20 protein-coding genes are annotated in these 24,758 nt (G+C 64.0%); 12 read left to right on the top strand and 8 right to left on the bottom strand.

The window, feature by feature from the left end; all coding sequences use genetic code 11:
• Window positions 1–40: 40 nt before the first annotated feature.
• Window positions 41–1,528 carry an anthranilate synthase component I gene (trpE, locus tag QD356_RS00215; RefSeq protein WP_043335326.1) on the bottom strand — a complete coding sequence of 496 codons (1,488 nt, stop codon included), beginning with the start codon at window positions 1,526–1,528 and terminating at the stop codon, window positions 41–43.
• Window positions 1,529–1,719: 191 nt separating this feature from the next.
• A complete protein-coding gene (locus tag QD356_RS00210; RefSeq protein ID WP_192838311.1) occupies window positions 1,720–2,424 on the bottom strand; it encodes a phosphoglycolate phosphatase in 705 nt (234 codons plus the stop codon).
• Between the two features lie 252 nt (window positions 2,425–2,676).
• On the opposite strand from QD356_RS00210, the gene QD356_RS00205 reads away from it, so the two are divergent.
• A complete protein-coding gene (locus tag QD356_RS00205; RefSeq protein ID WP_192838310.1) occupies window positions 2,677–3,978 on the top strand; it encodes an NAD(P)/FAD-dependent oxidoreductase in 1,302 nt (433 codons plus the stop codon).
• Window positions 3,979–4,074: 96 nt separating this feature from the next.
• Here the strand turns inward: QD356_RS00205 and QD356_RS00200 are convergent, their stop codons facing one another.
• Entirely contained in the window at window positions 4,075–4,392 is a 318-nt protein-coding gene (locus QD356_RS00200; RefSeq protein ID WP_225996461.1) for a GIY-YIG nuclease family protein, read from the bottom strand.
• A gap of 28 nt (window positions 4,393–4,420) precedes the next feature.
• Entirely contained in the window at window positions 4,421–5,128 is a 708-nt protein-coding gene (rpe, locus tag QD356_RS00195) for a ribulose-phosphate 3-epimerase (protein ID WP_043335268.1), read from the bottom strand.
• Between the two features lie 350 nt (window positions 5,129–5,478).
• On the opposite strand from rpe, the gene ggt reads away from it, so the two are divergent.
• The 3 genes from ggt to QD356_RS00180 all read left to right on the top strand — a co-directional run bounded on the left by ggt (window position 5,479) and on the right by QD356_RS00180 (window position 9,503).
• Window positions 5,479–7,239: a gamma-glutamyltransferase gene (ggt, locus tag QD356_RS00190; protein WP_192838308.1), complete on the top strand. Its 1,761-nt coding sequence runs from the start codon at window positions 5,479–5,481 to the stop codon at window positions 7,237–7,239.
• 165 nt (window positions 7,240–7,404) lie between these two features.
• Window positions 7,405–8,688 carry an MFS transporter gene (locus QD356_RS00185; protein ID WP_279876522.1) on the top strand — a complete coding sequence of 428 codons (1,284 nt, stop codon included), beginning with the start codon at window positions 7,405–7,407 and terminating at the stop codon, window positions 8,686–8,688.
• Between the two features lie 209 nt (window positions 8,689–8,897).
• Complete coding sequence (locus tag QD356_RS00180) at window positions 8,898–9,503, top strand: YajG family lipoprotein (RefSeq protein ID WP_052384762.1); 606 nt, start codon at window positions 8,898–8,900, stop codon at window positions 9,501–9,503.
• Between the two features lie 137 nt (window positions 9,504–9,640).
• Here the strand turns inward: QD356_RS00180 and tmpT are convergent, their stop codons facing one another.
• Both tmpT and QD356_RS00170 read right to left on the bottom strand, forming a co-directional pair.
• Complete coding sequence (tmpT, locus tag QD356_RS00175) at window positions 9,641–10,312, bottom strand: thiopurine S-methyltransferase (protein WP_225996460.1); 672 nt, start codon at window positions 10,310–10,312, stop codon at window positions 9,641–9,643.
• A 40-nt stretch (window positions 10,313–10,352) separates the two neighbouring features.
• Window positions 10,353–11,051: a TIGR04211 family SH3 domain-containing protein gene (locus QD356_RS00170; RefSeq protein ID WP_225996459.1), complete on the bottom strand. Its 699-nt coding sequence runs from the start codon at window positions 11,049–11,051 to the stop codon at window positions 10,353–10,355.
• An 834-nt stretch (window positions 11,052–11,885) separates the two neighbouring features.
• Here QD356_RS00170 and miaB point away from each other — a divergent pair.
• The 6 genes from miaB (at window position 11,886) to QD356_RS00140 (ending at window position 18,936) form a co-directional block, all read left to right on the top strand.
• A complete protein-coding gene (gene miaB, locus QD356_RS00165) occupies window positions 11,886–13,235 on the top strand; it encodes a tRNA (N6-isopentenyl adenosine(37)-C2)-methylthiotransferase MiaB (RefSeq protein WP_192838307.1) in 1,350 nt (449 codons plus the stop codon).
• A 273-nt stretch (window positions 13,236–13,508) separates the two neighbouring features.
• Complete coding sequence (locus QD356_RS00160) at window positions 13,509–14,618, top strand: PhoH family protein (RefSeq protein WP_052384763.1); 1,110 nt, start codon at window positions 13,509–13,511, stop codon at window positions 14,616–14,618.
• 113 nt (window positions 14,619–14,731) lie between these two features.
• The gene (gene ybeY, locus QD356_RS00155) at window positions 14,732–15,439 is read left to right on the top strand and encodes an rRNA maturation RNase YbeY (protein ID WP_192838503.1); all 708 of its coding nucleotides are present in this window, start codon (window positions 14,732–14,734) and stop codon (window positions 15,437–15,439) included.
• Between the two features lie 128 nt (window positions 15,440–15,567).
• Window positions 15,568–16,476 carry a transporter associated domain-containing protein gene (locus QD356_RS00150; RefSeq protein WP_052384764.1) on the top strand — a complete coding sequence of 303 codons (909 nt, stop codon included), beginning with the start codon at window positions 15,568–15,570 and terminating at the stop codon, window positions 16,474–16,476.
• Window positions 16,477–16,562: 86 nt separating this feature from the next.
• The gene (gene lnt, locus QD356_RS00145; protein WP_107335471.1) at window positions 16,563–18,080 is read left to right on the top strand and encodes an apolipoprotein N-acyltransferase; all 1,518 of its coding nucleotides are present in this window, start codon (window positions 16,563–16,565) and stop codon (window positions 18,078–18,080) included.
• 103 nt (window positions 18,081–18,183) lie between these two features.
• Window positions 18,184–18,936 carry a YdcF family protein gene (locus tag QD356_RS00140; RefSeq protein ID WP_043335281.1) on the top strand — a complete coding sequence of 251 codons (753 nt, stop codon included), beginning with the start codon at window positions 18,184–18,186 and terminating at the stop codon, window positions 18,934–18,936.
• A 124-nt stretch (window positions 18,937–19,060) separates the two neighbouring features.
• On the opposite strand, the gene QD356_RS00135 is transcribed toward QD356_RS00140, so the two are convergent.
• Both QD356_RS00135 and QD356_RS00130 read right to left on the bottom strand, forming a co-directional pair.
• Complete coding sequence (locus QD356_RS00135) at window positions 19,061–20,278, bottom strand: tetratricopeptide repeat protein (RefSeq protein WP_192838306.1); 1,218 nt, start codon at window positions 20,276–20,278, stop codon at window positions 19,061–19,063.
• Window positions 20,278–20,958, bottom strand: a complete 681-nt coding sequence (locus tag QD356_RS00130; RefSeq protein ID WP_318833284.1) for a hypothetical protein — start codon at window positions 20,956–20,958, stop codon at window positions 20,278–20,280. The genes QD356_RS00135 and QD356_RS00130 overlap by 1 nt, the downstream gene beginning before the upstream one ends.
• Before the next feature lie 319 nt (window positions 20,959–21,277).
• On the opposite strand from QD356_RS00130, the gene leuS reads away from it, so the two are divergent.
• Together leuS and lptE are read left to right on the top strand one after the other, a co-directional pair.
• A complete protein-coding gene (gene leuS / locus QD356_RS00125; RefSeq protein ID WP_192838305.1) occupies window positions 21,278–23,878 on the top strand; it encodes a leucine--tRNA ligase in 2,601 nt (866 codons plus the stop codon).
• A 180-nt stretch (window positions 23,879–24,058) separates the two neighbouring features.
• Window positions 24,059–24,604: an LPS assembly lipoprotein LptE gene (lptE, locus tag QD356_RS00120; RefSeq protein WP_192838304.1), complete on the top strand. Its 546-nt coding sequence runs from the start codon at window positions 24,059–24,061 to the stop codon at window positions 24,602–24,604.
• Window positions 24,605–24,758: the final 154 nt, after the last annotated feature.

Genomic DNA, 24,758 nt, shown 5'->3' with positions numbered 1-24,758 from the left:
GAACACTGGCGAGTCACTCCCGAAATGCACGGCGCGCCGATCAGTCCAGATTGTCCAGACCGCGCTCCGCCATCGCCACGGCACGGAACAGGGCACGCCCCTTGTTGAGGGTCTCGTCCCACTCGGACTGCGGCACGGAATCGGCCACGATGCCGGCGCCGGCCTGGACGTGCAGCACCTTGTCCTTGAGCACCGCGGTGCGGATCGCGATGGCGGTATCCATGTTGCCGTGCCAGGAAAGATAACCCACCGCACCGGAATAGATGCCGCGCTTGACCGGCTCCACCTCGTCGATGATCTCCATGGCGCGAATCTTCGGCGCGCCGGACAGGGTGCCGGCCGGGAAGGTGGCCCGCAGCACGTCCATCGGCCCCAGGCCTTCCTTCAGCTTGCCGGTGACATTGGAGACGATGTGCATGACGTGGGAATAGCGCTCCACCACCATCTGGTCCGTCACCTTAACGCTGCCGGTCTGGCTGATGCGACCGGCGTCGTTGCGACCCAGGTCGATCAGCATCAGGTGCTCGGCGACTTCCTTGGGGTCTGACAGCAGGTCCTTCTCCAGCGCCAGGTCTTCTTCTTCGGTGGCGCCGCGCACGCGGGTACCGGCGATCGGGCGCACCGCGACCTCGCCATCCTCGAGACGCGAGAGAATCTCCGGCGACGAGCCGATGACGTGGTGATCATCCAGATTGAAGAAGAACATGTACGGCGAGGGATTCAGGCTGCGCAGTGCACGGTAGAGATCCAGCGGCGCGGCGCGGTAGGGAATCGACATGCGCTGCGACGGCACGCACTGCATGACATCACCGGCCAGCACGTATTCCTTGATCTTCTCCACTGCGCCCTTGAAGCCTTCCTCGGTGAAGCCGGAGGTGAAGTCGGTCTCCTTGACCGGCTCGCCGCCGGTGCCGGGGCTGACAGTGTTCAGCGTCGCGCTGCGCAGCTGGATCTCGAGGCGCTCGAGACGCTCGCAGGCGGCCTCGTAGGCGTTCGGCGTTGCCGGGTCGGCGTGGGTCAACAGCGTCAGACGCCCGGACAGGTTGTCGAAGATCACCAGCTCGTCGGCGACCATCAGCAGGATGTCCGGCACGCCCAGCGGGTCCGGCTTCTCGACGCCGCGCAGGCGCGGTTCGATATAGCGCACGGTGTCATAGCCGAAGTAGCCGACCAGACCGCCATTGAAGCGTGGCGCACCGTCGATGACCGGCACACGGAAGCGGGTCTGGAACTGCTCGATCCAGTCGAGGGGGTCCTCGACTTCGGTCATGCCGGTCTGCTCGCCATTGATCAGATGCGAGACCACCTGACCACGCACCTCGATGCGCTCACGACACGGCAGGCCGATGATGGAGTAACGCCCCCACTTCTCTCCGCCCTGCACGGACTCCAGCAGGAAGGTCCACGGCATGTCGGCCAGCTTGAGATAGGTAGACAGTGGCGTGTCGAGATCCGCCAGCACGTCACGGGTGACGGGAATGCGGTTGTAACCGGCTTCGGCCAGTTCAGCGAAGTGTTGTGGGGTCATCATGACCTGCAGTTCCTTCCACGGAGGGTGCGTTGCCGACACGGGGCCGGCTTGTCTGGGACTCAGTCTATCATCGCGGGTCGCTGGCGGCAGCGCTGGTGGAGGCAAGTTCTGCCATCTCATGCCTCACTGTGCGCCCGAGCGGGACACCAGCCTCGCTCTGTCAATCAATTCCAATCAATCAGCGTCACTCAGCCAGCCACGACCAGCTCGGCGAGTGAGTCGACGAGGTAGTCCGGGTGGCTGCGCGAGATCGGCTCGCCATGGTTGTAGCCGTAAGGTACCGCCAGGGTGCGGAAACCGGCGGCGCGGCCTGCCGCGATATCGTGACGCGAGTCACCGACCATCAAGGCCTGACGCGGCAACACTCCCAGCCGCTCGGCGGCGAACAGCAGGGGCGCGGGGTCCGGCTTGCGCGTCGGCAGGCTATCGCCGCCCAGCGCCAGCGCGAAATGCTCGCTCAGCGCGAAGTGCGAAAGCAGCGGTTCGATGAAGGCTTCCGGCTTGTTGGTGATCAGCACCAGCGGGATCCCGGCCTGGCGCAGACCTTCCAGGCATTCCCGCACGCCGGGATAGAGTCGCGTACGCGAGCTGGGGTCGGCGGCGTAATGTGCCAAAAAGCTCTGATGCGCCTGCTCGACCCGCGCCAGGTCATCGGTCGCCAGGCCATGTGCTGCCAGGGCGCGCTCCACCAGTACCCGCGATCCATTGCCGACAAAGTCGCGTATCCGCGCCTCCCCCAGCGCCGTCAGCCCCTCTTGCTCAAGCATGCAGTCGATCGCATGGGCGAGGTCCGGCACCGAGTCGATCAGGGTGCCATCGAGGTCGAAGGCGACCATCTCGATCGCCCTGAGCGACGGATGTACCGGACCTGTGAATGTGGGATGATCGTGCATCCTTGCTCCTTTTCAGCGACAGAATTCGTGTAGGTGCCAAAAGCGCAACGACGAGTTCTCGCGTGCTCATGGCGAATATACGTAAAATAACGACATCTCGCGCATGCAGCACTATTTAGCACGCTCATTATATTGTTATCATAGCGGTATCGCGACGCCAGTTATCGACTCCGGGCCTTGCATGTTCTGACTCGATAGCCGGCCGACACTTTTCACACCTTCCCCATCAATCTTGTCACTGAGGAGCACTCAATGGCCATTCCCCGCATCGTAGTCGTTGGCGGAGGCGCCGGCGGTCTGGAACTCGTCACCAAACTGGGCCACAAGCTGGGCCGCAAGAAGAAAGCCGAGATCATTCTGATCGACCGCAACTCCACGCACATCTGGAAGCCGCTGCTGCACGAAGTGGCCACCGGCGTGCTGGATTCCGGCCTCGATGAAGTCTCCTACCAGGGCCATTCCAAGGCCCACGGCTACAAGTTCCAGCGCGGCACCCTGGAAAGCCTGGAGCGTGAAGAGAAGCAGCTGACCCTGGCCGCCATCCATGACGCCAAGGGCAACGTGCTGCTGCCCGCCCGCCAGCTCAGCTATGACTATCTGGTGCTGTCACTGGGCAGCGTGTCCAATGATTTCGGCACCGAAGGCGTCGCCGAACATTGCCACTTCCTGGACAGCCCGCAGCAGGCCGAGAAATTCCGCCGCGACATGCTCGACACCTTCCTGCGCTTCAGCGCCAACGGCGAGGAATGTGAGCGCCAGCAGCTCAACGTCGCCATCATCGGCGCCGGCGCCACCGGGGTCGAACTCTCCGCCGAGCTGTTCGATGCCTCCAAGATGCTGCACAGCTACGGCTTCTCCTCGCTGGAAGACCGCCAGGTCAAGGTCCACCTGATCGAGGCCGCACCGCGCATCCTGCCCGCCCTGCCGGAACGCATCGGCAAGCCGGTCGCCAAGGAGCTGACCAAGCTGGGCGTCGATATCCACGTCGATACCCGGGTGACCTGTGCCGACTCACGCGGCATCACCACTGCCGATGGCACTCTGATCGAAGCCGACCTGAGCGTGTGGGCCGCCGGTATCCGTGCGCCCGCCTTCCTGTCCGAGCTGGGTCTGTCCACCGAGCGCAACCATCAGGTCAAGGTGCACCAGACCATGCAGAGCATCGATGATGAGTTCATCTTTGCCCTCGGTGACTGTGCCAGCTGCCCGCAGCCGGATGACAAGCGCGTCCCGCCGCGCGCCCAGGCCGCTCACCAGCAGGCCAGCCTGATGGTCAAGAACCTGCGTGCCGCGATGGCCAACAAGCCGCTCAAGGACTTCGTGTTCAAGGACCACGGCTCGCTGATCTCGCTGGCGCACTTCGATGCCGTCGGCTCGCTGATGCGCGGTGCCTCGGCGCGTTCGCTGTTCATCGAGGGCCGCCTGGCCAAGTTCTTCTACGCCTCGCTGTATCGCATGCACCAGATGGCGATCCACGGCGTGGTCAAGACCGGCGTGACGGTGGTGGTCGATGGCCTGAACCGCTACCTGCGCCCGAAGATGAAACTGCACTGAGACTGAGCCTGCCCGGCAGGGTCGCCAGTCAACAAAACGCCCCAGACGGATTCCGTCGGGGGCGTTTTCATTTCACGCATTCAATCAAGCAGACCGTCAGGTCTCGCCGAGCAGGCTATCCAGTGTCATCTCGCCGGCGATCAAGCGGCGCTTGGCCGCCACACTCAACTGCTTGACGCGATACTCAAGCTTGAGCGCCCGCGAGCGATCGCCGACCACCTGTTGATAACACAGCGTCAGCGGCCCCTTGCCGCGCAGCGCTCGCGCACCGCGCTTGCCGCCCTCATGCTCGCTCAGGCGGCGCGCCACATCGGTACTGATACCGGTGTAGAGGCGCCCCTGGGCCGTCTCGAGCACATACAGCGACCACTCGCTGAGCGCCGCGGCGTGAACCGAGCCGTCGGCCGCTCCCAAAGCTCTCGCGCTGTCATCCGTCACGCGATCAGCTGCGCACGCTGGCAAGCTCGGCACGCAGCTTCGCCAATACGCTGTCGTAGCGGTTGGCATCGCTGTCGCTGCGCGCATTGAAGATGGCGGAACCGGCCACGAAGGTGTCGGCACCGGCACGCGCGATCTCGGCGATGTTGTCGACCTTGACGCCACCATCGATCTCGAGACGGATGTTGTAGCCGGAGGCATCGATGCGACGACGCGCTTCACGCAGCTTGTCGAGGGTACCGGGGATGAACGACTGGCCGCCGAAGCCCGGGTTGACGCTCATCAACAGAATCATGTCGACCTTGTCCATCACGTAGTCGAGGTAGGACAGCGGCGTGGCCGGATTGAATACCAGACCGGACTTGCAGCCCGCATCACGAATCAGCTGCAGCGAGCGATCGACGTGGTCGGAGGCTTCCGGATGAAAGGTGATGTAGCTGGCACCGGCCTCGGCGAAGTCACCGATCATGCGGTCGACCGGCGTGACCATCAGGTGGGCGTCGATCTCGGCGCTGATGCCGTAATCACGCAGCGCCTTGCACACCATCGGCCCGATGGTCAGGTTGGGCACGTAATGATTGTCCATCACGTCGAAGTGGACGATATCGGCCCCGGAGGCCAGCACATCCTCGACCTCCTGCCCCAGGCGGGCGAAGTCAGCAGAGAGGATCGACGGGGCAATCTTGAAGTCATTCGGCAGTAGTTCAGACATGTCATCAGGCGCCAGCGAGAAGTGGAAGAGGCATTTTACGCCACCCTCTCACAAAAGACAGGCGCTGTGTGAATGTGCACGGCCAGCCTGCCGATCCGTCGCCGGCCCACGCCAGGCACTCCACTGCGACTCGCACCCTCAAGCCGCCCTCACACCAAGCCCTCATCCCCTTCCCAGATCAGACGCCAACAAGAATATTGCCGTGCAAAGTTGAAATTGGTGCATTAGCAACTGATAGTTAAGCTGTTCTCTCGGCCCAGTGAGCAGCTCGCTGGCCTTCTGCGCATGTTCCTCGCACTGCACGCATCATGTCGCATCTCTTATAACGATAACAGGAACCTACACCTCTCATGTTCGACACCTCTCTCGCAAACCGCAGACATCTCAAGGCGCTGGCTGCCGCCGCACTGTTGCCGCTGGCCGGCCTGCTACCGACGGCGATTCCCGCTGCCTTCGCCGAGTCTTCTGCAATTCTGGAAGGCGAGCGCTTCCACCCCCAGGAAGGCCAGCACGGCATGGTCGCGACCAGCCACTATCTGGCCTCTCAGGTCGCACGCGATGTGCTGGCCGATGGCGGCAACGCCGTCGACGCCGCCGTGGTGGCAGGCTTCGCGCTGGCCGTGACCCAGCCGCGCTCCGGCAACATCGGTGGCGGCGGCTTCATGCTGGTCTCCGATGAGAAGACCGGCGAAGTGGTCGCCATCGATTACCGCGAGAAGGCCCCGGCCGCAGCCAGCGAGACGATGTTCCAGGACGAGAATGGCGAGGCGGTCTCCGAGTGGTCACGCTTCACCCACCGTGCGGCAGGCGTGCCCGGCACCGTCGCTGGCCTTGCCAAGGCGCTGGAAGACTACGGCACCCTGAGTCTCGAGCAGGCGCTCGCCCCGGCCATCAAGCTGGCCGAAGACGGCTTCGTGATTCCGACGCGCTTCGCCAAGGGCTTGAGCGATGCCAAGGACCGTCTGGCCAAGTGGGACAGCACCGCCAAGGTGTTCTACAAGCCGGATGGCAGCAACTATCAAGCCGGTGAGCTGTTCAAGCAGCCGGAACTGGCCGCGACCCTCAAGCGCATCGCCGCCAATGGTGCGCGCGAGTTCTACGAGGGTGAGACCGCCCGGCTGATCGTCGCCGAGATGGAGCGCCACGACGGCATCATGACGCTGGATGACCTCAAGGCCTACGAGCCGGCCATTCGCGAACCGGTCCACGGCACCTATCGTGGCTATGACATCTTCTCGATGAGCCCGCCCTCCTCCGGCGGCGCGCACATCGTCGAGATTCTCAACATGCTCGAAGGCGATGACATCCAGGCGATGGGCTTCAATTCCGCCGCCACCATCCACGTGATGGCAGAAGCGATGCGCCGCGCCTACGCCGACCGCTCCGAGTATCTGGGCGACACCGACTTCGTCGATGTGCCGCTGTCGGGCATCATCTCCAAGGACTACGCCAAGGAATTGCGCGCCCAGTTCGAGCTCGACAAGGCCACGCCCTCCAGTGAGGTCAAGCCCGGCAAGCCGCAGCCGTATGAGTCCAATCAGACCACCCACTTCTCGATTGCCGATGGCAATGGTCTGGCCGTTTCCAATACCTACACCATCAACTTCAGCTACGGCTCCGGCATCGTGGTCGATGGCGCAGGCTTTTTGCTCAACAACGAGATGGATGACTTCTCCGCCAAGCCGGGCGTGCCGAATGCCTATGGCCTGATCGGTGGCGTCGCCAACAAGATCGAGCCGAACAAGCGCATGCTGTCTTCCATGAGCCCGACCATCGTGATGAAGGATGGCAAGAATTTCCTCGTCACCGGTAGCCCCGGCGGCTCGCGCATCATCACCACCACGCTGCAGGTGATCATGAACGTGATCGATCACGGCATGAACATCCAGTCGGCGGTCAGTGCGCCGCGCATCCACCACCAGTGGCTGCCGGACGAGATTCGTATCGAGGCGGGCATCAGCAAGGACACCATCCGTCTGCTCGAGGCGATGGGCCACAAGGTAGTGACCAAGGACGCCATGGGCGCCATCCAGTCGATCATGATCGACGACGGCACCTTCTACGGCGGTGCTGACCCGCGTCGCTCCACCTCTTCGGCCATGGGGCTGTAGACGACGGCTGCGACGGGGTAATCTCTGCATCGCATCGCCGAGCTGCCCCATCAATGACGCCTTGACCCCATTGTTGGGGCGGGCTATCTGTGACGGGCGACACTTCGGTGTCGCCCGTTCGCGTCTTGCCGTGCCATCACGCCATCAGCCCTACAAGGTGCCCTCGTGTCCTCAACCAAGTCACTCACGCCGCCCATCTCTGGCTGGCGGCAGTGGGCCAACCGCTATCCGGTCGCCTTGATCGCCCTGGCGCAGCTGTTCGGCACCAGCCTGTGGTTCACCCCCAATGCAGTACTCACGCCGATGCTGGCGAGCTGGGGCTTCGCCGGCGATAGCGCCGCGGCACTCGGCCAGCTGACCTCCTCGGTGCAGGGCGGCTTCATCGTCGGCACCCTGGTGCTGGGGCTTGCCGGCCTGGCGGACCGCTTCGCGGCGCGCCATCTGTTCATGGCTTCCTGCGTGCTGGGCGCGCTGACCAATCTGGCGCTGTTGATCGCGCCGGGCCTGCTGAGCGCCTCAGGCCTGCGCGTGCTGACGGGACTGGCACTGGCCGGCATCTACCCCATCGGCTTGAAGCTGATGGTGCAGACCGCACCGGACCGTGCCGGTGCCGCACTCGCCTGGCTGGTCGGCATGCTGGTGCTTGGCACCGGGCTGCCGCATGCACTGGCCGCACTGCAACAGGGCGAAGGCATGCAGCTGCCGTGGGGCGCGGCCATCAGCACCGCCTCGCTGCTGGCCATCGTCGGTGCCGGTCTGGTCGCCATGCTGGCCCCACCGGCGGCGAAAGCCGCCACAGCCCCCCGCCAAGCAACAGCGGCGAAAGACGGCCGCAACACCTTTCTGGCACGTGCCACACGAGGCCTGGCGGCCTGGCAATATCCCGGCTTCGTGCGCGGCGCACTGGGCTACTTCGGCCACATGTGGGAGCTGTACACCCTGTGGGCGCTGACACCTCTGCTGCTGACCCAGATGGCCAGCGCGACAGGCGTGACGCTCTCTCCTGCCAGCCTGGCCTGGCATAGCTTCCTCGTCATCGCCATCGGCGCGCCCGGCTGCGTCATCGGGGGCTGGCTCTCGCGCAGCCGCGGCAGTCTGTGGGTGGCGCGTCTCGGACTCGCCGGCTCGGTGACGCTGACGTTGATCTTCGTCGCTGCTACGCAGCTTGAGGCCGGTTACGGCGTGCTGCTGGCACTGCTGGCGCTGTGGAGCCTTCTGGCCGTGATCGACTCGCCACAGTTCTCGGCACTCGCCGCGGGCGGCACGCCGGTCGAGCTGCAGGCCAGCGCCCTGGCGATGATGAATGCCTTCGGCTTCAGCCTGTCACTGGTCTCGATCGCCTTGCTCACGCCGCTGATCGCCGGCCACGGCAGCCTGCTGTTGCTGGCCTTGCTGCCCGGCCCGCTGCTGGGCCTGCTGGCCTTGAGCAGACGCGTCGACGGCGCATGAGCCATGGACCATGGGCTACGGGCCATGAACCTCGGCCACTGTCGCTTGCAGAGGACAGCCGTGAGCCTGAATTTCCACTACGCTCAGGCGCCATTCTGGCCCTATACTCGCGCCATTGTGCTCCGGCCATCCCGCGCTGCAGGCGAGATATTGGCAACGGATGGCCGAGATGACTCCCATGACAACCGGCCTCAGGCCCAGGAACCCCGATGATGATGCACAAGTTGCGCACCACCTGCATGAGCGTGGCACTGATCGCCACGGCGGCACTTCTCAGCGCTTGCGGCACCAGCCCGCAGCGCCTGTACGTCAATCCGCAGGTCGGCGAGATGGGCGTGGTCGGCCACGGGCAACAGGTGGTGGTGGACGTGCTCGATGAGCGTCCGTCAGAGCGCATCGGTTCTCGCGATGGCGCCACCAATGCCTCGAGCTATCTGGTCGTGCCGACCGGCGACCTGACGCCCAAGCTTGAGGCCCAGACCGTCAGCGCCCTGCGCCGCATGGGCTTCGTGCCGGTATCCGCCGAGCAGGCCAACCAGGGCGCAGCAGAGCTGACCATCTCGCTGACCGAGCTGGCCTATGGCGTGAAGCGTGGCGGCCTGATCACCGATACCGCGACACTCAATGGCGTGATCAAGGCCGTCGCCGTGTCCGGCAAGCAGCGCTATACCGGCAGCTACACCGCGACGCGTGATCAGGGCTATGCCCTCAAGCCGAGCCAGGAGAAGAACACCGAGATGGTCTCTGAGGTGATCGGCGATGCGCTGACTCGCGCCTTCCAGGACACCACGCTGATCCGCCAGCTCGATCAGTAAGTTCGAACAGCAAGCTCAATCAGCAGCTCGCCACCAACGAAAACGCCACCGCCGCCCATTGGGCGGCGGTGGCGTTTTTCATGAGGACTGAACCTTCATGAGGACTGGACCTGACTGACAAGGTCACCCCCGAGTCGTCAGCGACGCGGTCCCTTGCGCACCAGACTCCATACCGTCTCACGCAGCCCGCGCTCATCCGGGGCGCGACGCTCCAGCACCTCAAGCGTGAAGTTGGCGCTCAACAGCTGACGAATCTCGTCTTCGGCGACATGGAACGGCGGCCCCTGATGCTGCTCCGTCTGCCGCTCGAGACTGATCAACAGGCCACGCGCGCCCGGGGGCAGCAGCTGCGCCAGATGGAAGGCGTAGCGCTGCCGGGTGGCCGGCGGCAAGGCAATCAGCGCGGCGCGATCATAGAAGGCGTCCAGATGATCGACATGGTCGATATGGAAGTGGAAGAAGTCTCCGCACCACAGCTCGACCATGCCCTGACGGAAGCATTCGAAGTGCTCCAGCCGATAGCGCGAGACATCCCCGGCGCCTTCGGCGACGAACTGCTCACAGGCCTGGCGTGCAAGCTCGATGCCCAGCACCGGATAGCCCTGCGCCGCCAGCCAGCGCATGTCGAGACTCTTGCCACACAACGGCACCAGCACCTTGGCACCCGCCGCGATCTCAAGCCGCGGCCACCAGCGCTCCAGCGCCGAATGCGTGGCGGGCAGATGAAAGCCGATCCGCCCTTCCTGCCATCGCGCCAGCCAGGGGTCACTGGCCGGCGTCGCGTCCATCGTCGTGTCTTGTGCCGACATGAGCTGGCGCACTCCCTCTGCTATCGGTTACCGGAATGCCTTACAGGAAGCCGTGACGCTTCTTCTTGCGACGCGGCAGGTGCGGCACGATAAGGCCGACCAGCAGGCCGACACCCGCCACGCCACCGCCGTACATGAAGTAGCGCATCAGCAGGTCCTGCTTCTTGGTATCGAGCTTGGTTTCCATGTCCTGCATCTTGCTGCGCGCCTGGGCAAGCTCGGCTGACTGGCTGTTGCTGGCCTGCTCAAGCTCTTCGATGCGCGCCTGACGCGTCTCGAGGCCGGTCTTCATGTCCTCGACACGGGTTTCCCACTCTTCATTGATGCCATCGAGCTTGGCAGTCAATTCCTTGACCCTGGCGCTCAGCTCGGGCACCCGGGCATTGACGCTCTGAGTGTCCTGCAGGTCAGCGGAGGGAATCCACACCACGTCGCCGCTGGCGGTGCGGATCTTGCTGTAGTCATTCTGGACCTCGAGCAGCTCGACCGGCTGGCCGGCTTCCACCGTGCCCACGATGCGGTAGCCATCCGTCGGGCCACTGCGCACGAAGGTGGTGAGGTCATCGGCGACCCAGCGGTCGGTGGCCGCATTGGCCAGCGGTGCGCCCAGCAGCAGGCTGCCGGCGACGCCAGCCCCCAGCACCATACGGCGCAGTGAGCGCGCAAGCGTCGAACACGGCGATCGGGGTGACAGGAGACCGAAAGATGAAGGGGTGCTGGTAATGGAGAATCGCGTCATATCGTGTTCTTCATGGCTGTCTAAGGGCGTAAGCCGACCGTGTCAGGCGTGTGGGCACGAGGAGCAAGCGCGCTGAATCCTGCGTCCCCACATGCCGAACATGATCGACCGCTTTTGGGCGAAGGAAGGCTCGCCCTGTCTGCCCATGCGGTGTCTGCCAGGTTGCGCAATGCAAGGCATCCTGCCTGGCATCGCTGTCGCGCTTGGACGTACGGTAACGAAATTGCCGCGAGAAAAATCCGAGACTGTCATTTCAGTGTCTTCAGACATCCACACTTTCTGTGGATAAGTCTTGGGACAACCTCAAAGGGGCAGGTCTGCGCACGGCGAAGTGCCTGCCCCGCCAACAAATCGATCAAATTTTAACCAGCTCAGGCAGCCGGGCTATCGGCATGAAAACCTCAACAAATCAAGCCATTGACAGCCTGATGTGCGTTGCGCAACACCTGCCTGATAACTATGAAACATGCCAAGCCCCTGTTGTAGCGTCAGGGCATGCGCGGACTTTCTCGTGAGGATACCACAGCCACCATCAGGCTGAACCGGTGGTTGGCAGGCATCCTCCTCATTGCTGACAGCGATGCGACAGGGCTGGCCGCATGGCCGGCAGACTCCTATACTGTGCCGTCCCGATTTTGGCCTCGACCCGATCAGCGTGCCGCTTGGCACAGTATCGTCGCGCCCTCGATTCCCGGCCAGCCATCGGCGCCGGGGCTCATTCATTACAAGTCGCGCCCGCTTCTCCTGACCGCTGACGCTGCCCGCCGCCATCATGTGCCCGGGCGCGAGGCGCACGAAGCCCGGGCGCGCAGCTCAGAGCGTTCACACAAGGCAATGGCGAAGAAACTCTTCATCAAGACTCACGGCTGCCAGATGAACGAGTATGACTCCGCGCGCATGGCGGATCTGCTCGGCGAATCGCATCAGATGGAAGTCACCAGCGACGAATCCGAAGCAGACGTCATCCTGCTCAACACCTGCTCCATCCGCGAGAAGGCCCAGGAGAAGGTGTTCCACCAGCTGGGACGCTGGAAGAAGCTCAAGGAAAAGAACCCGGACCTGGTGATCGGCGTCGGCGGCTGCGTGGCCAGTCAGGAAGGCGACAACCTGCGCAAGCGTGCCCCGCATGTGGACATGGTGTTCGGCCCGCAGACCCTGCACCGCGTGCCGAAGATGCTCGACACCCGCCGCGACAGCCTCAAGCAGATTTCCGTGGTCGACGTGACCTTCCCCGAGATCGAGAAGTTCGACAATCTGCCCGCGCCCAAGAGCGACGGTGCCAGCGCCTTCGTCTCGGTGATGGAAGGCTGCTCCAAGTACTGCACCTTCTGCGTGGTGCCCTACACCCGCGGTGAGGAAGTCTCGCGCCCCTTCGAGAAGGTGATGGATGAAGTCATCCACTTGGCCGACCAGGGCGTGCGCGAGATCAACCTGCTGGGCCAGAACGTCAACGCCTACGCCGGCCTCAACCAGCTGGGCGAGGAGATCGACCTCGCCGAGCTGATCAGCTGCGTGGCGCAGGTCGAGGGCATCGACCGCATCCGCTTCACCACCTCGCATCCGCTGGAGTTCAAGGACTCGCTGATCGAGGCCTTCGGTGAGATCCCGGAGCTGGTCAGCCATCTGCATCTGCCGGTGCAGTCGGGCTCCAACCGCATTCTGGCGGCGATGAAGCGCGGCCACGAGCGTGACCTCTACATCGACAAGCTCGAACGCATCCGCGCGCTGCGTCCGGACATCAGCTTCTCCTCCGACTTCATCGTCGGCTTCCCGGGCGAGACCGATCAGGACTTCATGGACACCATGGACCTGATCGGCCAGATCGGCTTCGATCACTCCTTCAGCTTCATCTACTCCGCGCGCCCGGGCACCCCGGCGGCGAATCTGGAAGATGACACCCCGGAAGAAGTGAAGAAGGAGCGCCTGCTCATCCTGCAGGAGCGCATCAACCAGCAGGCGATGCAGATCGGTCGCAAGATGGTCGGCACCACCCAGCGCATCCTGGTCTCCGGCTTCTCGCCACGTGACCCGGGCCTGCTGTCCGGGCGCACCGAGAACAACCGGGTGGTCAACTTCCGCGCCGCCAACCCGACCGAGCTGATCGGCTACCTGGTGGATGTCGAGATCACCGAGGCCTACCCCAACTCGCTGCGCGGTGAGCTCAGCTCGCCCTACCGCTATTGATCGCTCGTCGCTCACGACATTGACGAGGCGCCATCAGCCCCCACTATCAAGCAGATAGCCACGCTGGCCGTACAGGACAATTGCCCTGTACGGCCATCGCGCATTAAGCTCTCTTGAGACTTCGGCAACGCGTCACCATTGACACTGAAATGGCGCCGTCATGCGCCGTGGCGGGCAGAGCGCCCCGTGCATTACGCGCAGGTATCCGCCATCGCGGCTGCCCCTCATCGCCAAGCATCATCGTCACTCATCACTATCAGGATATTCGACGCCTTGAGCCACCAGTCACAGCAAGCCAATCGCATTCTCAACATGACGCTTGAGCCGGCAGACCCGCAGCGTCTGGCCAGCCTGACCGGCCAGCGCGACGAGCATCTCAAGCTGATCGAATCCCGGCTCGGTGTCACCCTGCGCAATCGCGGCAATGACTTCCAGATCGCAGGCCCCGCGGCCGCCGTAAAGGCGACCGCCAACGTGCTGGAACATCTGTACCGCGAGACCGGCGCCGGCGAAGTCGATGCCGAGACCGTTCATCTGTTCCTGCAGGAATCCGGCGTCGAGGCGCTGGTCGAGGCCGCCGAAGACCAGGGCGCCACCTACGGTGATGTGGTGATCCGCACGCCCAAGGTGCTGGTGCGCCCGCGCGGCTTCAATCAGCAGGGCTATGTCACCGAGATGCGCAATCACGACATCAACTTCGGCATCGGCCCGGCCGGTACCGGCAAGACCTATCTTGCCGTCGCCGCTGCCGTGGAAGCGCTCAACAACAACGAAGTGCGACGCATCCTGCTGGTGCGCCCGGCGGTCGAGGCCGGCGAGAAGCTCGGCTTCCTGCCGGGGGATCTGGCCCAGAAGATCGACCCCTACCTGCGCCCGCTCTACGATGCCCTGTACGAGATGCTCGGCTTCGAGCACGTCAACAAGATGATCGAGCGCCAGATCATCGAGATCGCGCCGCTGGCCTACATGCGCGGCCGGACGCTCAACAACGCCTACATCATTCTCGATGAGTCCCAGAACACCACGCGCGAACAGATGAAGATGTTCCTGACGCGCATCGGTTTCGGCTCCACCGCCGTCATCACCGGTGACGTCTCGCAGGTCGATCTGCCACGTGGCACCCAGTCAGGCCTGGCGCACGTGATGGAGGTCCTCAAGGACACCCCGGGGATCAGCATCACGCGCTTCCTGGCCAAGGACGTCGTGCGTCACCCGCTGGTGCAGCGCATCGTCGAGGCCTACGACACCTTCGAAGCCGCGGAAGAGCAGCAGGAAGGCGAACGTCGCGAGCAGCGTCAGGCCGAGCGCGAAGCCCGCATGGCGGCGCTGAATGCCCAGAGCAACGTGCCGCCTGCCAGCACCCCGACGGGAGGTAGCCAGTGAGCGAAGCCCCCGCAGTCGTCGTGGACCTGCAACTGGCCATCGGCGAGAGTGAATTCGATGGCCAGCCGCTGCCGGCCAGCCATCAGCTGGAAGCCTGGGTGGCGGCTGCGCTGCTGGCCGCCGCGGAGGATGGCGCGCTGGAGCGCGATGCCAGCGCCGCCGCGGCGCCGTACGAGCTGACCGTGCGTCTGGTGGAAGAAGCCGAGAGTCAGGGCCTCAATCGCGATTATCGCGGCAAGGACTCCCCGACCAACGTGCTGTCCTTCCCGCATGAGCCGCTGGATCTGGACGACTTCGCCCTGCCACCGGAACTGGCCGCGCGCTTCGCCGAGGAAGGCGATGACGACAGCCTGCCGCTTGCGGGCATGCCGGAGAGCGATCTGGATGCCGGCGAAGAGGAAGGTCTCGACGGTCACAACAGCGACGATGTCATGCTGGCGTCAGACGCCATGAGCGAAGCTGACGAGGCAGACGTCTCTGAGGCCGCGTCTTCTGGCTTCTCGACTTCTGGCGCCGCGTCTTCTGCCCTCGGCTCTGCGGCTACCGAGACCGCGGCTGAGCAGGCTCTTGATGAACAAGCTCTTGATGAGCAGCGCTTTCTGGGCGACCTGATCATCAGCGTGCATGTCGTCGCCCGCGAAGCGCGGGAACAGGGCAAGTCGCTGGAAAATCATTTCGCCCACATGCTGGTCCATGGCACCTTGCACTTGCTCGGCTATGACCATATCGAGGACGATGAAGCCGAACGCATGGAAGCGCTCGAGCGTCATGTGCTGGCAGGGCTCGGCATCGCCGACCCCTACCGGGAAGAGAATCACTGATGCCGGCGCCCTTGCGCATCGGCAGCACCCGCCGTCGGGTGGCTCGGGGCTTGTCCCCGGGTCACTCGGCTGCCCCGATACCACCACGACGATGGGGTATCGCCACCGAGGAAAAGAGAAACTAACGCATGAGCGAAGACCGATCGGGAAGCCAATCGAAAACCTGGCTCGATAAGCTGTTCGGCGCCTTCTCAAGCGACACCGACGAACCCAGCTCCCGTAGCGAGCTGCTCCAGTTTCTGGCTGAGGTAGGCCCACGCCTCAACCTCGATCAGGACGCCATCGCCATCATCGAAGGCGCGCTGGAAATCAGCGACCAGCAGGTGCGCGAGGTGATGATCCCCCGCTCCCAGGTGCAGGCCATTCAGGTCGATCAGCGCCCGGAGGAGTACCTGCCGCTGATTCTCGAATCGGCTCACTCCCGCTATCCCGTCATCGACGAGAACCTCGACGAGGTGCTCGGCATCCTGCTGGCCAAGGACCTGCTGCCGCTGATTCTGCAAAATGACAGCGAGCGCAAGCGCTTCGATCTGCGCGAAGCGATCCGTCCGGCGATGTTCATCCCCGAATCCAAGCGCCTCAACAGCCTGCTCAAGGAATTCCGCGAGACCCGCAATCACATGGCGGTGGTCATCGACGAGTACGGCGGCACGGCAGGCCTTGTCACCATCGAGGATATCCTCGAGCAGATCGTCGGGGATATCGAGGATGAGCACGACACCGATGAGGATGAGGACATCCGCGAGCTGGGCGATGGCCAATTCGCCGTCAGCGCGCTGACCACCATCGATGACTTCAATGAGCACTTCGATACCGACTTCTCCGATGAGGAATTCGACACCATCGGCGGTCTGATGATTCAGCGCTTCGGTCACATGCCGCGCCGTCAGGAATCCACCGATTTCGCCGGCTGGCGTTTCACGGTGCTCAATGCGGACAATCGTCGCATTCGTCAGGTACAGGTATGTCGTCTGGAAGATGCCACCGGTGACGCGCCGCCCTCGGCCGAGCATCGTGCGCACATCAGCGGCGAGTGATTCATGGCCTGACCACAGGCTGACCCGATAGAGGACAATGCCAGACACATCCGCCGATGTGTCTGGCATTTTACAAGGAGAGCGGCATGTCAGATTCCCCCCGCGCGAGGAGCTTCCCGGGCGCCTCGTTGCTGGCCAATGTACTGGCGATCATTGCCGGGGTACTGGTCACCCTGAGCTTTGCCCCCTTCGAGCAGTGGTGGCTGGGCCCGATCGGCGCAGGCCTGCTCTACGGGGCGCTGCGCATGGAAGGCGGTGGCTTCCTGCGCGCCTGGTGGTTCGGGGTCGGCCTGTTCGGCAGCGGAGCCAGCTGGGTCTACGTCTCGATCCATGATTATGGCTATACCGGCATGCCGCTGGCGGTGCTGCTGACGATGCTGTTCGTAGCCTGCATGGCGCTGTTCCCGATGCTGTGGATGGGCCTGTGGCAGCGCTTCTGCTCACGCAAGCTCGATGTACTGTCATTCGCTGCGGTATTCGTGCTCAGCGAGCTGTTTCGCACCTGGGCCTTCACCGGCTTCCCGTGGCTGCTGCTGGGCAACAGTGCCGTGGGCTCGCCGCTGGCCAGCTGGGTGCCGGTGCTTGGCGTCTACGGCATCTCGCTGATCATCGCGCTGTCCGGTGCGCTGCTGTGGAATCTGGCATTGCGTCGCCGCTGGTGGGCGATCGCGCCGCTGCTCGTGCTGTGGAGCGCGGGTCTGCTGCTGCCGACCGACTGGACACAGTCCGGCGGCCAGCCGGCACGCGTCGCCCTGTTGCAAGGCAACCTGCCGCAGTTGATCAAGTGGAGTGCTGAAGGGCAGCGCCGTGCGGCCAATACCTACGCCGCGATGACGCGCGCCGTGCAGGACGATGCCGACCTGATCGTCTGGCCGGAGACGGCACTGCCGATGCTGCGCGACCAGGCCGAGCCCTTCCTCGAGCGCATCCAGGCAACTCTGCCGCCCAAGACCGGTCTGATCACCGGGATCGTCGAGCGTGACGCCGACAATCGCTTCTACAACAGCGTGATTCCCATCGATGACCCGTCGGCCCAGTATCGCAAGGAGCACCTGGTGCCCTTCGGCGAGTATGTGCCGCTGGAAAGCTGGTTGCGGGGCATCATCGGCTTTTTGGACCTGCCGATGTCGAGCATGCAGTCAGGCGACAGCCAGCAGCCGCCACTGATGGTCAGCGGTCTGCGTATCGGCGTGGCGATCTGCTATGAGATCGTCTACCCGGAGCTGGTCCGCCAGCGCGCCTTGAGCTCTACGGTGCTGCTGACCGTCTCCAACGACACCTGGTTCGGTCACTCCATCGGCCCGCTGCAGCACCTGCAGATGGCTCAGCTGCGCGCGCTGGAAAACGGCCGCTATCTGCTGCGTGCCACCAGCAATGGCGTCACGGCGATCATCTCGCCGCAGGGTGAGATCATCGCCCAGGCGCCCCAGTTCGAGGAGGCCACCGTCACTGGCGATATCCGCCTGCAACTGGGCATGACGCCCTGGATGCACTACGGCCTGCTGCCGGTGTGGATCCTGATCGCGCTGCTGCTGGCGCCGGGCCTTGTGCTGGGCATCAACGAATGCCTCAAGTCGCGCCGTCAACGCCCGCAGGACGCCTGAGGGCCAGAACGTCTGAGTCCCCTGGACCTCAGACGCTTGAACGCTCAACCTTACCCGTTGCCGGGCCGATGCCCGGCACTGCCTCTGCACAAGCGAGACCACAATGGGCATCACCGAGTTACTCGGCATCATCAAGGACCTGGTATTGCCGCCCGGCGGGCCTCTCCTGCTGCTGTTTCTGGCCATGCTGGTGCTCAAGCGCTGGCCGGGCCTGGCACGCGCCATGATGGTCGTGGCCATCCTGGGCATGTGGCTGCTGTCCTCGCCTGTCGTCTCCACGCGCCTGATGTCAGGGCTGGAGCGCATTCAGCCCAGTGAACCGGCAGAGTGGATCCAGGCGCAGGCCGTGGTCGTGCTTTCCGGCGGACGCTACTACGACGCCCCGGAACTGCAGGGCCGTGATCGCATCAATGGCGAGACGCTCAGCCGTCTGGACGAAGGCGTCCGCGTGGCCCGCAACGCGGAGCTACCGATTCTGCTCACCGGTGGCAAGGTATCGTCTTCCGATGACGGCACCCTCGCCGAGCTGATGCAGCGCTCGCTGATCGATGAATTCGACTACCCGGCGCGCTGGCTGGAGAACCGCAGCGAGAACACCCAGCAGAATGCGCTCTTCACGCGCGAGATGCTCGAGCAGGACGACATCAACAAGATCGTGCTGGTGACCAGCGCCTGGCACATGCCGCGCGCGATGCGCAATTTCCAGAACCAGGGCTTCCGCACCATCATCCCGGCGCCGGTGGGCTACACCACGGTGTCCGGACTGGGTATCGATGCCTGGATCCCCAACAGCTCCGCGCTGACCCAGTCACGCTGGGCACTGCATGAATGGATCGGCTGGCTGGTGGGTCGCTAGACCCGACAGCGCTGTTGGCAAGACAAGCGAAGGACTGCTGGCAAGACACACGAAGGGCTGCCCATGGGCAGCCCTTCGTGTGTCTATATAACCCGCTCAGCAGACGCTTATCGCTGGATTGCGTTCAGACGTCGCTGTCACGCATCCAGCTGGCCTCCTTGAGCCATGGCCCCAGCTGGCGGAGCTGGAAGGCGCGATCGCGCGTCCACTCGTCACTGCCGACGTGCGCCGTGCCGCCAGGTGCTTCTCCCAGCACGTCGTCCGGGAACTTCAGGCTGTCACGACCCTTGATCTGCAGCGAGTAACACCGGTCGTGGCTGACCAGACTTTCGCGCAGATAGCGCCACACGCATTCCTTCATGAACCACTGATCGATATTCGGCGTCTCGACATGCTGTGGCTGCCATTGGGCCAGCAATGTCTCGAGTGGCGGCAGGACTCCGGCCACCCCGCCCCACAGCCCCGCCAGCACCAGATCGGTATGACTCCACCAGTCACGCATGACATGGAAGAAGCGCCCGGACGTCAGCCACATCTGCACCGCGCGCACTTCGCGCAGGCTGATGACGCTGTCGCAGTCGCGAACCACGAAGTAGCCCACCGTCGGGTCATCGGCGACCGCGAAGCGCCAACACAGCCGCTGTCTCAGGGTGTCACTGGAGGGACGCTCACACAGCTCGGCGTCCAGTTCCCGCGCCAGGGCCAGGAAATCATCGGGCACGCTGTCATCGTGATAGAGCCGAACCCGCCACCCCGGATACAGCACCGGCGCCAACAGCAGGTTATGCAGCATGCCGTTCAAATAGCGCGGCCCCTTGCCCCAGAGGCCAAAGGACAGCACACGCGTCTTGCCGGCGGCGACTGCCGAGGGGGATTCAGCGGGCAGCTGCCAGCCCTTCGCCAACGCCAGGCCCCCATGCTGCTCGTCCTTGAGCGCCAGGGCGCGACTGCCATGCTCGCGTGCCTCGTCATGGCGCTTGAGTCTGGCCGCGCTGCTGGCCAGCGAGTCGAACAGCACCGGATTAAGACAGCCCTGTGCGGCCAATGCCTCACCGGCCGCCAGCGAGCCGGCGGCATCATTGGCGCGCGACAGACACACTACCTGATTGAGCGCGATCTCTTCATCGGCCGGACACTCTACATGCCCCTGGGCCAGAATCTGGCTGGCCGAGCGATAATCCGCGAGCAGAAACAGGTAATAGGAGATCTGCTTGAAGAGGCCCGCCTCACGTGGACGCGGGCGCTGATTGAAGTGATCGATCAGCTGTTGCAACGCCTTGTGGCGCTGACCGGCGCTCCAGGTGGCATGCGCCGGGGCGAACCAGTCTGACGGTGTCGCCATCAGCCCTGATCACCCTCATCGGCCGCGGGAGGCTGACGAGTGACGGGCGGCGCGCCACGCGAGAAGAAGCGATGTCCACAGGCATGGCAGGGTTCCAGCACGCTGGGCCGCGTGAGCGTGGTGGTCGACTCACAGTGCACGCAATGCAATAGCCCCGGCGCGATGACCTCGCCGCTGGTGTAGTCGGCGCGCGCGGCCTCGAGGTCTTCCTCGAAGTGGGCGCGGTCTACCACGGTGCGGTCCGCGATCGACATCAGCGCGGAACTGACACTGCGCGACAGCACCGAGAGATCGATCCCCAGCCAGCTGGCGATCCCTTCTCCACCGGTCGCCAGATGGCGGCGGAATTCGCGCATATCACGCTCGACCCAGGCACGCAGCAGCGCCAGCTCGTCGAGCGTGAATTCCTCGACCTCGGCCTCGAACTTGACCGCTTCATCCAGCTCGGCCTTGAGGCCACCCCACGACAGCTCACCGCTGCTGTCTTCCAGCCGTGTCAGGATTCGCCCATAGGCATCGCCGAGACGTCCTTCACCTTCGCCCTGCGGCTGGCTGGAGGCTGAGCGCGAGGGCATCGGCGTATCTTCAAAGCCACTGTCGTGCGAGGACGTGGCAGCCGTATCACAATCCGTGGCGCTGATCGGCTCATGGGGATCGCGGGGTTCACGTGGTTGGCTCATGGACTCTCCTTGTGTCTTCACCTTCTCCCGTACTGCGGGAGGGCATGGCGCTCTACCTTCAGCATGGTGGCGTTGGCGTTGCGACACAAGCCACACTCTTCCACTCCCTGACACGCATCAAGCGCGTGGCACTGGCAGCATGAAGCGCATTCGCCTGGCGCCACAGGGCTCGCCTCCCCTACCTGAGTCCTGGCGTCTGGGGTAGACTTGACCCCATCGCAGACAGCGGCGGCCCATCCCGATGTGACCGCCCACCTCTTCACGCCCTGCCTGTCCCTGGTGACGGGTAGCGGCCAATGCCAAGGTAGTGACGGACCCGATGGATTCACAGGATACTTCTCAACAGTACGCTCCCGATCAGATCGAACAGGCTGCCCAGCAGTACTGGGAGAAAAATCAGTGTTTCAAGGCGGTGGAAGATGCCAACCGCGAGAAGTTCTACTGCCTGTCGATGTTCCCCTACCCCAGCGGCAAGCTGCACATGGGTCACGTGCGCAACTACACCATCGGTGACGTGATCTCGCGCTTCCAGCGCATGCAGGGCAAGAACGTCATGCAGCCGATGGGCTGGGATGCCTTCGGCCTGCCGGCGGAAAACGCCGCGATGAAGAACAACGTCGCGCCGGGCAAGTGGACCCACGAGAACATCGCCTACATGCGCGATCAGCTCAAGGCGCTGGGCTTCGCCTACGACTGGAGCCGTGAATTCGCCACCTGCGACCTGGAATACTATCGCTGGGAGCAGTGGTTCTTCGCCAAGCTGGTCGAGAAGGGTGTCGTCTACAAGAAGAGTTCCATCGTCAACTGGGACCCGGCGGACCAGACCGTGCTCGCCAATGAGCAGGTCATCGACGGCCGTGGCTGGCGTTCCGGCGCACTGATCGAGCGCAAGGAAATCCCGCAGTGGTTCCTGCGCATCACCGATTACGCCGAAGAGCTGCTGGCCGACCTCGACAAGGTCGAGTGGCCGGAGCAGGTCAAGACCATGCAGCGCAACTGGATCGGCAAGTCGCGCGGTGTCGAGCTGAGCTTCGGCCTCGATGCCAAGGCCAGCCAGGTGCAGGAATCCCTGACCGTCTTCACCACCCGTCCGGACACCCTGATGGGCGTGACCTACGTCGGCGTCGCCGCCGCTCACCCGCTGGCCAAGGCCGCGGCGGAGCACAATGCGGAGCTGGCCGAGTTCAACGCCGAGTGCGCGCGTGGCGGCACCAGCGAAGCCGACATGGCGACCATGGAAAAACGCGGCATGGATACCGGCTTCAAGGCCATCCACCCGCTGACCGGCCGTGAAGTGCCGGTCTTCGTCGCCAACTTCGTGCTGATGGAATACGGCACCGGTGCCGTGATGGCCGTGCCGGCCCACGACGAGCGTGACCACGAATTCGCCACCAAGTACGACCTGCCGATCGAAGCAGTGATCGCCGATGCCGACGGCAATGCGCCTGACGTCAGCGAAGCCGCCTTCACCGAGCACGGCGTGCTGATCAACTCCGGTGACTTCAATGGCCTCGACTTCGAGAGCGCCTTCGATGCCATCGCCGCGCGCCTGGTCGAGCAGGGCCGTGGTGAGGTCAAGACCAACTTCCGTCTGCGCGACTGGGGCGTCTCCCGTCAGCGCTACTGGGGCGCACCGATCCCGGTCAAGAATGGCCCGAACGGTGAATCCATCCCGCTGACCGACGACGAACTGCCGGTCGCCCTGCCGCTGGAAGTCGAATTCGACGCCTCCGGTGGCTCGCCGATCAAGAAGATGCCGTCCTTCAGTGACCTGGGCGATGGCTGGCAGCGCGAGACCGATACCTTCGACACCTTCATGGAGTCCTCCTGGTACTACGCGCGCTTCTGCTGTGCGGACAACGCCGATGCCATGCTGGACGAGCGCGCCAACTACTGGCTGCCGGTCGATTACTACATCGGCGGCATCGAGCACGCCATCCTGCACCTGCTCTACTCGCGCTTCTTCCACAAGCTGATGCGTGACTTCGGCCTGGTCGACAGCGACGAGCCGTTCAAGCAGCTGCTGACCCAGGGCATGGTGATCGCGGACACCTACTACCGCATCAACGCCAAGGGCGGCCGCGACTGGTTCAACCCGCTGGACGTGGACGTCGAGACCGACGACAAGGGCCGCGCCATCAAGGCCGTGCTGAAGTCCGATGGTCTGCCGGTGGAAATCGGTGGCACCGAGAAGATGTCCAAGTCCAAGAACAATGGCGTGGACCCGCAGTCGATGATCGACCGCTTCGGTGCCGACACCGTGCGCCTGTTCATGATGTTCGCCGCGCCGCCGGAGCAGTCGCTGGAATGGTCCGATTCCGGTGTCGAGGGCGCGCACCGCTTCGTCAAGCGCGTCTGGCGTCTGGTCCACGAACATGTCGCCGCCGGCACTCCGGGCGCGCTGGACGTGACGGCCCTGAACGAAGATCAGAAGGCACTGCGTCGCAAGACACACGAGACCATCGCCAAGTGCAGCGACGACATCGGCCGCCGCACCACCTTCAACACCGCCATCGCGGCCGTGATGGAGCTGGTCAACGCCATCAGCCGCTTCGAGGACACCTCCGAGCAGGGCCTGGCCGTCAGCCGTGAAGCCGTCGAGGCCTGCGTGCTGCTGCTGTCGCCGATCATCCCGCATGCCAGCCACTCGCTGTGGGCGACACTGGGCCACGACGAAGCCGTGATCGACGCCAGCTGGCCGGCCGCCGATGCCGAGGCGATGAAGAAGGACAGCATCGAGCTGGTCGTGCAGGTCAACGGCAAGCTGCGTGCGCGTCTGTCCTTCGCCGCCGATGCCGATCGCGACGCCATCGAAGCCGCGGCGCTGGCAGATGCCAATGTCACCAAGCACACCGATGGCAAGACGGTGCGCAAGGTGATCGTGGTGCCGGGCAAGCTGGTCAATATCGTCGCCAACTGATAGCGACCAGACCGAGCAAGATGCCGGCGGCCCGAGTCGCCGGTCCCGTCAGAGCCCGACAGGCAGCTGGAAGGATGTCGGTCTCTGACGGCCATATTCCGTGCGCTGCGTGATGCTGACAGGCACCACGCAGCGCTCTCGCAAGATATTCATGACACCCGCTCATGACAGGAGGTCACGGTGACGCAAGCGAAGTCTTCCAGTGTTTCAGCAGACACATCAGAGCATGCATCCCGCGGCCTCGGCCGCCGTCGTGTGCTGGCCGCCCTCGGCGTCGGCCTGGCGCTGACGCTGAGCGGATGCGGCTTCCAGCTGCGCGGCGTGAACGATGCGCCGATGGCCATTACCGAGCTGGACGTCCAGGCACCGATCACCAAGACCCACGACGCCCTGCGCGACGCCCTCGAGCGTGCCGACGTCCAGTTGAGCGACAGCGCCCCGCTGACTCTCAACCTGGGCAAGGTTCGTGAGAACGTGCAGCAGATCACCTACGGCGATGCCGGCAGCATCAAGCGTGAACTGACCTATCGCCTGACCTACTCGCTGCAGCGCAAGTCCGATGGGGCCTATCTGGCCAACCAGCAGGAGCTGCAGGCCAGCAGCTTCTTCTATACCAACGATGATGACCTGCTCAACACCGACAACGTACATGAGCGCGCAGCCGGGGAAGTCAATCGTGATCTGAGCCGTCAGTTGCTGGAGCGCCTGCGCGCAATCAAGCCCTAAGCTCCACGCTCCCGCACTGAGGCGCCCCGTTCGTGAGTCATGAGTCGTGATCCATGAGTCGTGATCCATGAGTGCTGAAAGGCCAGACGATTGACGACAAGCCGATTGACGACAAGCCGATTGACGACAAGCCGATTGACGACAGGCGGAGCCG

Source organism: Cobetia sp. 2AS (assembly GCF_029846355.1).
Taxonomy (GTDB): domain Bacteria; phylum Pseudomonadota; class Gammaproteobacteria; order Pseudomonadales; family Halomonadaceae; genus Cobetia; species Cobetia amphilecti.
The sequence above is the reverse complement of the archived record's forward strand: the minus strand, read 5'-3'. Positions and strand labels throughout refer to the sequence as shown.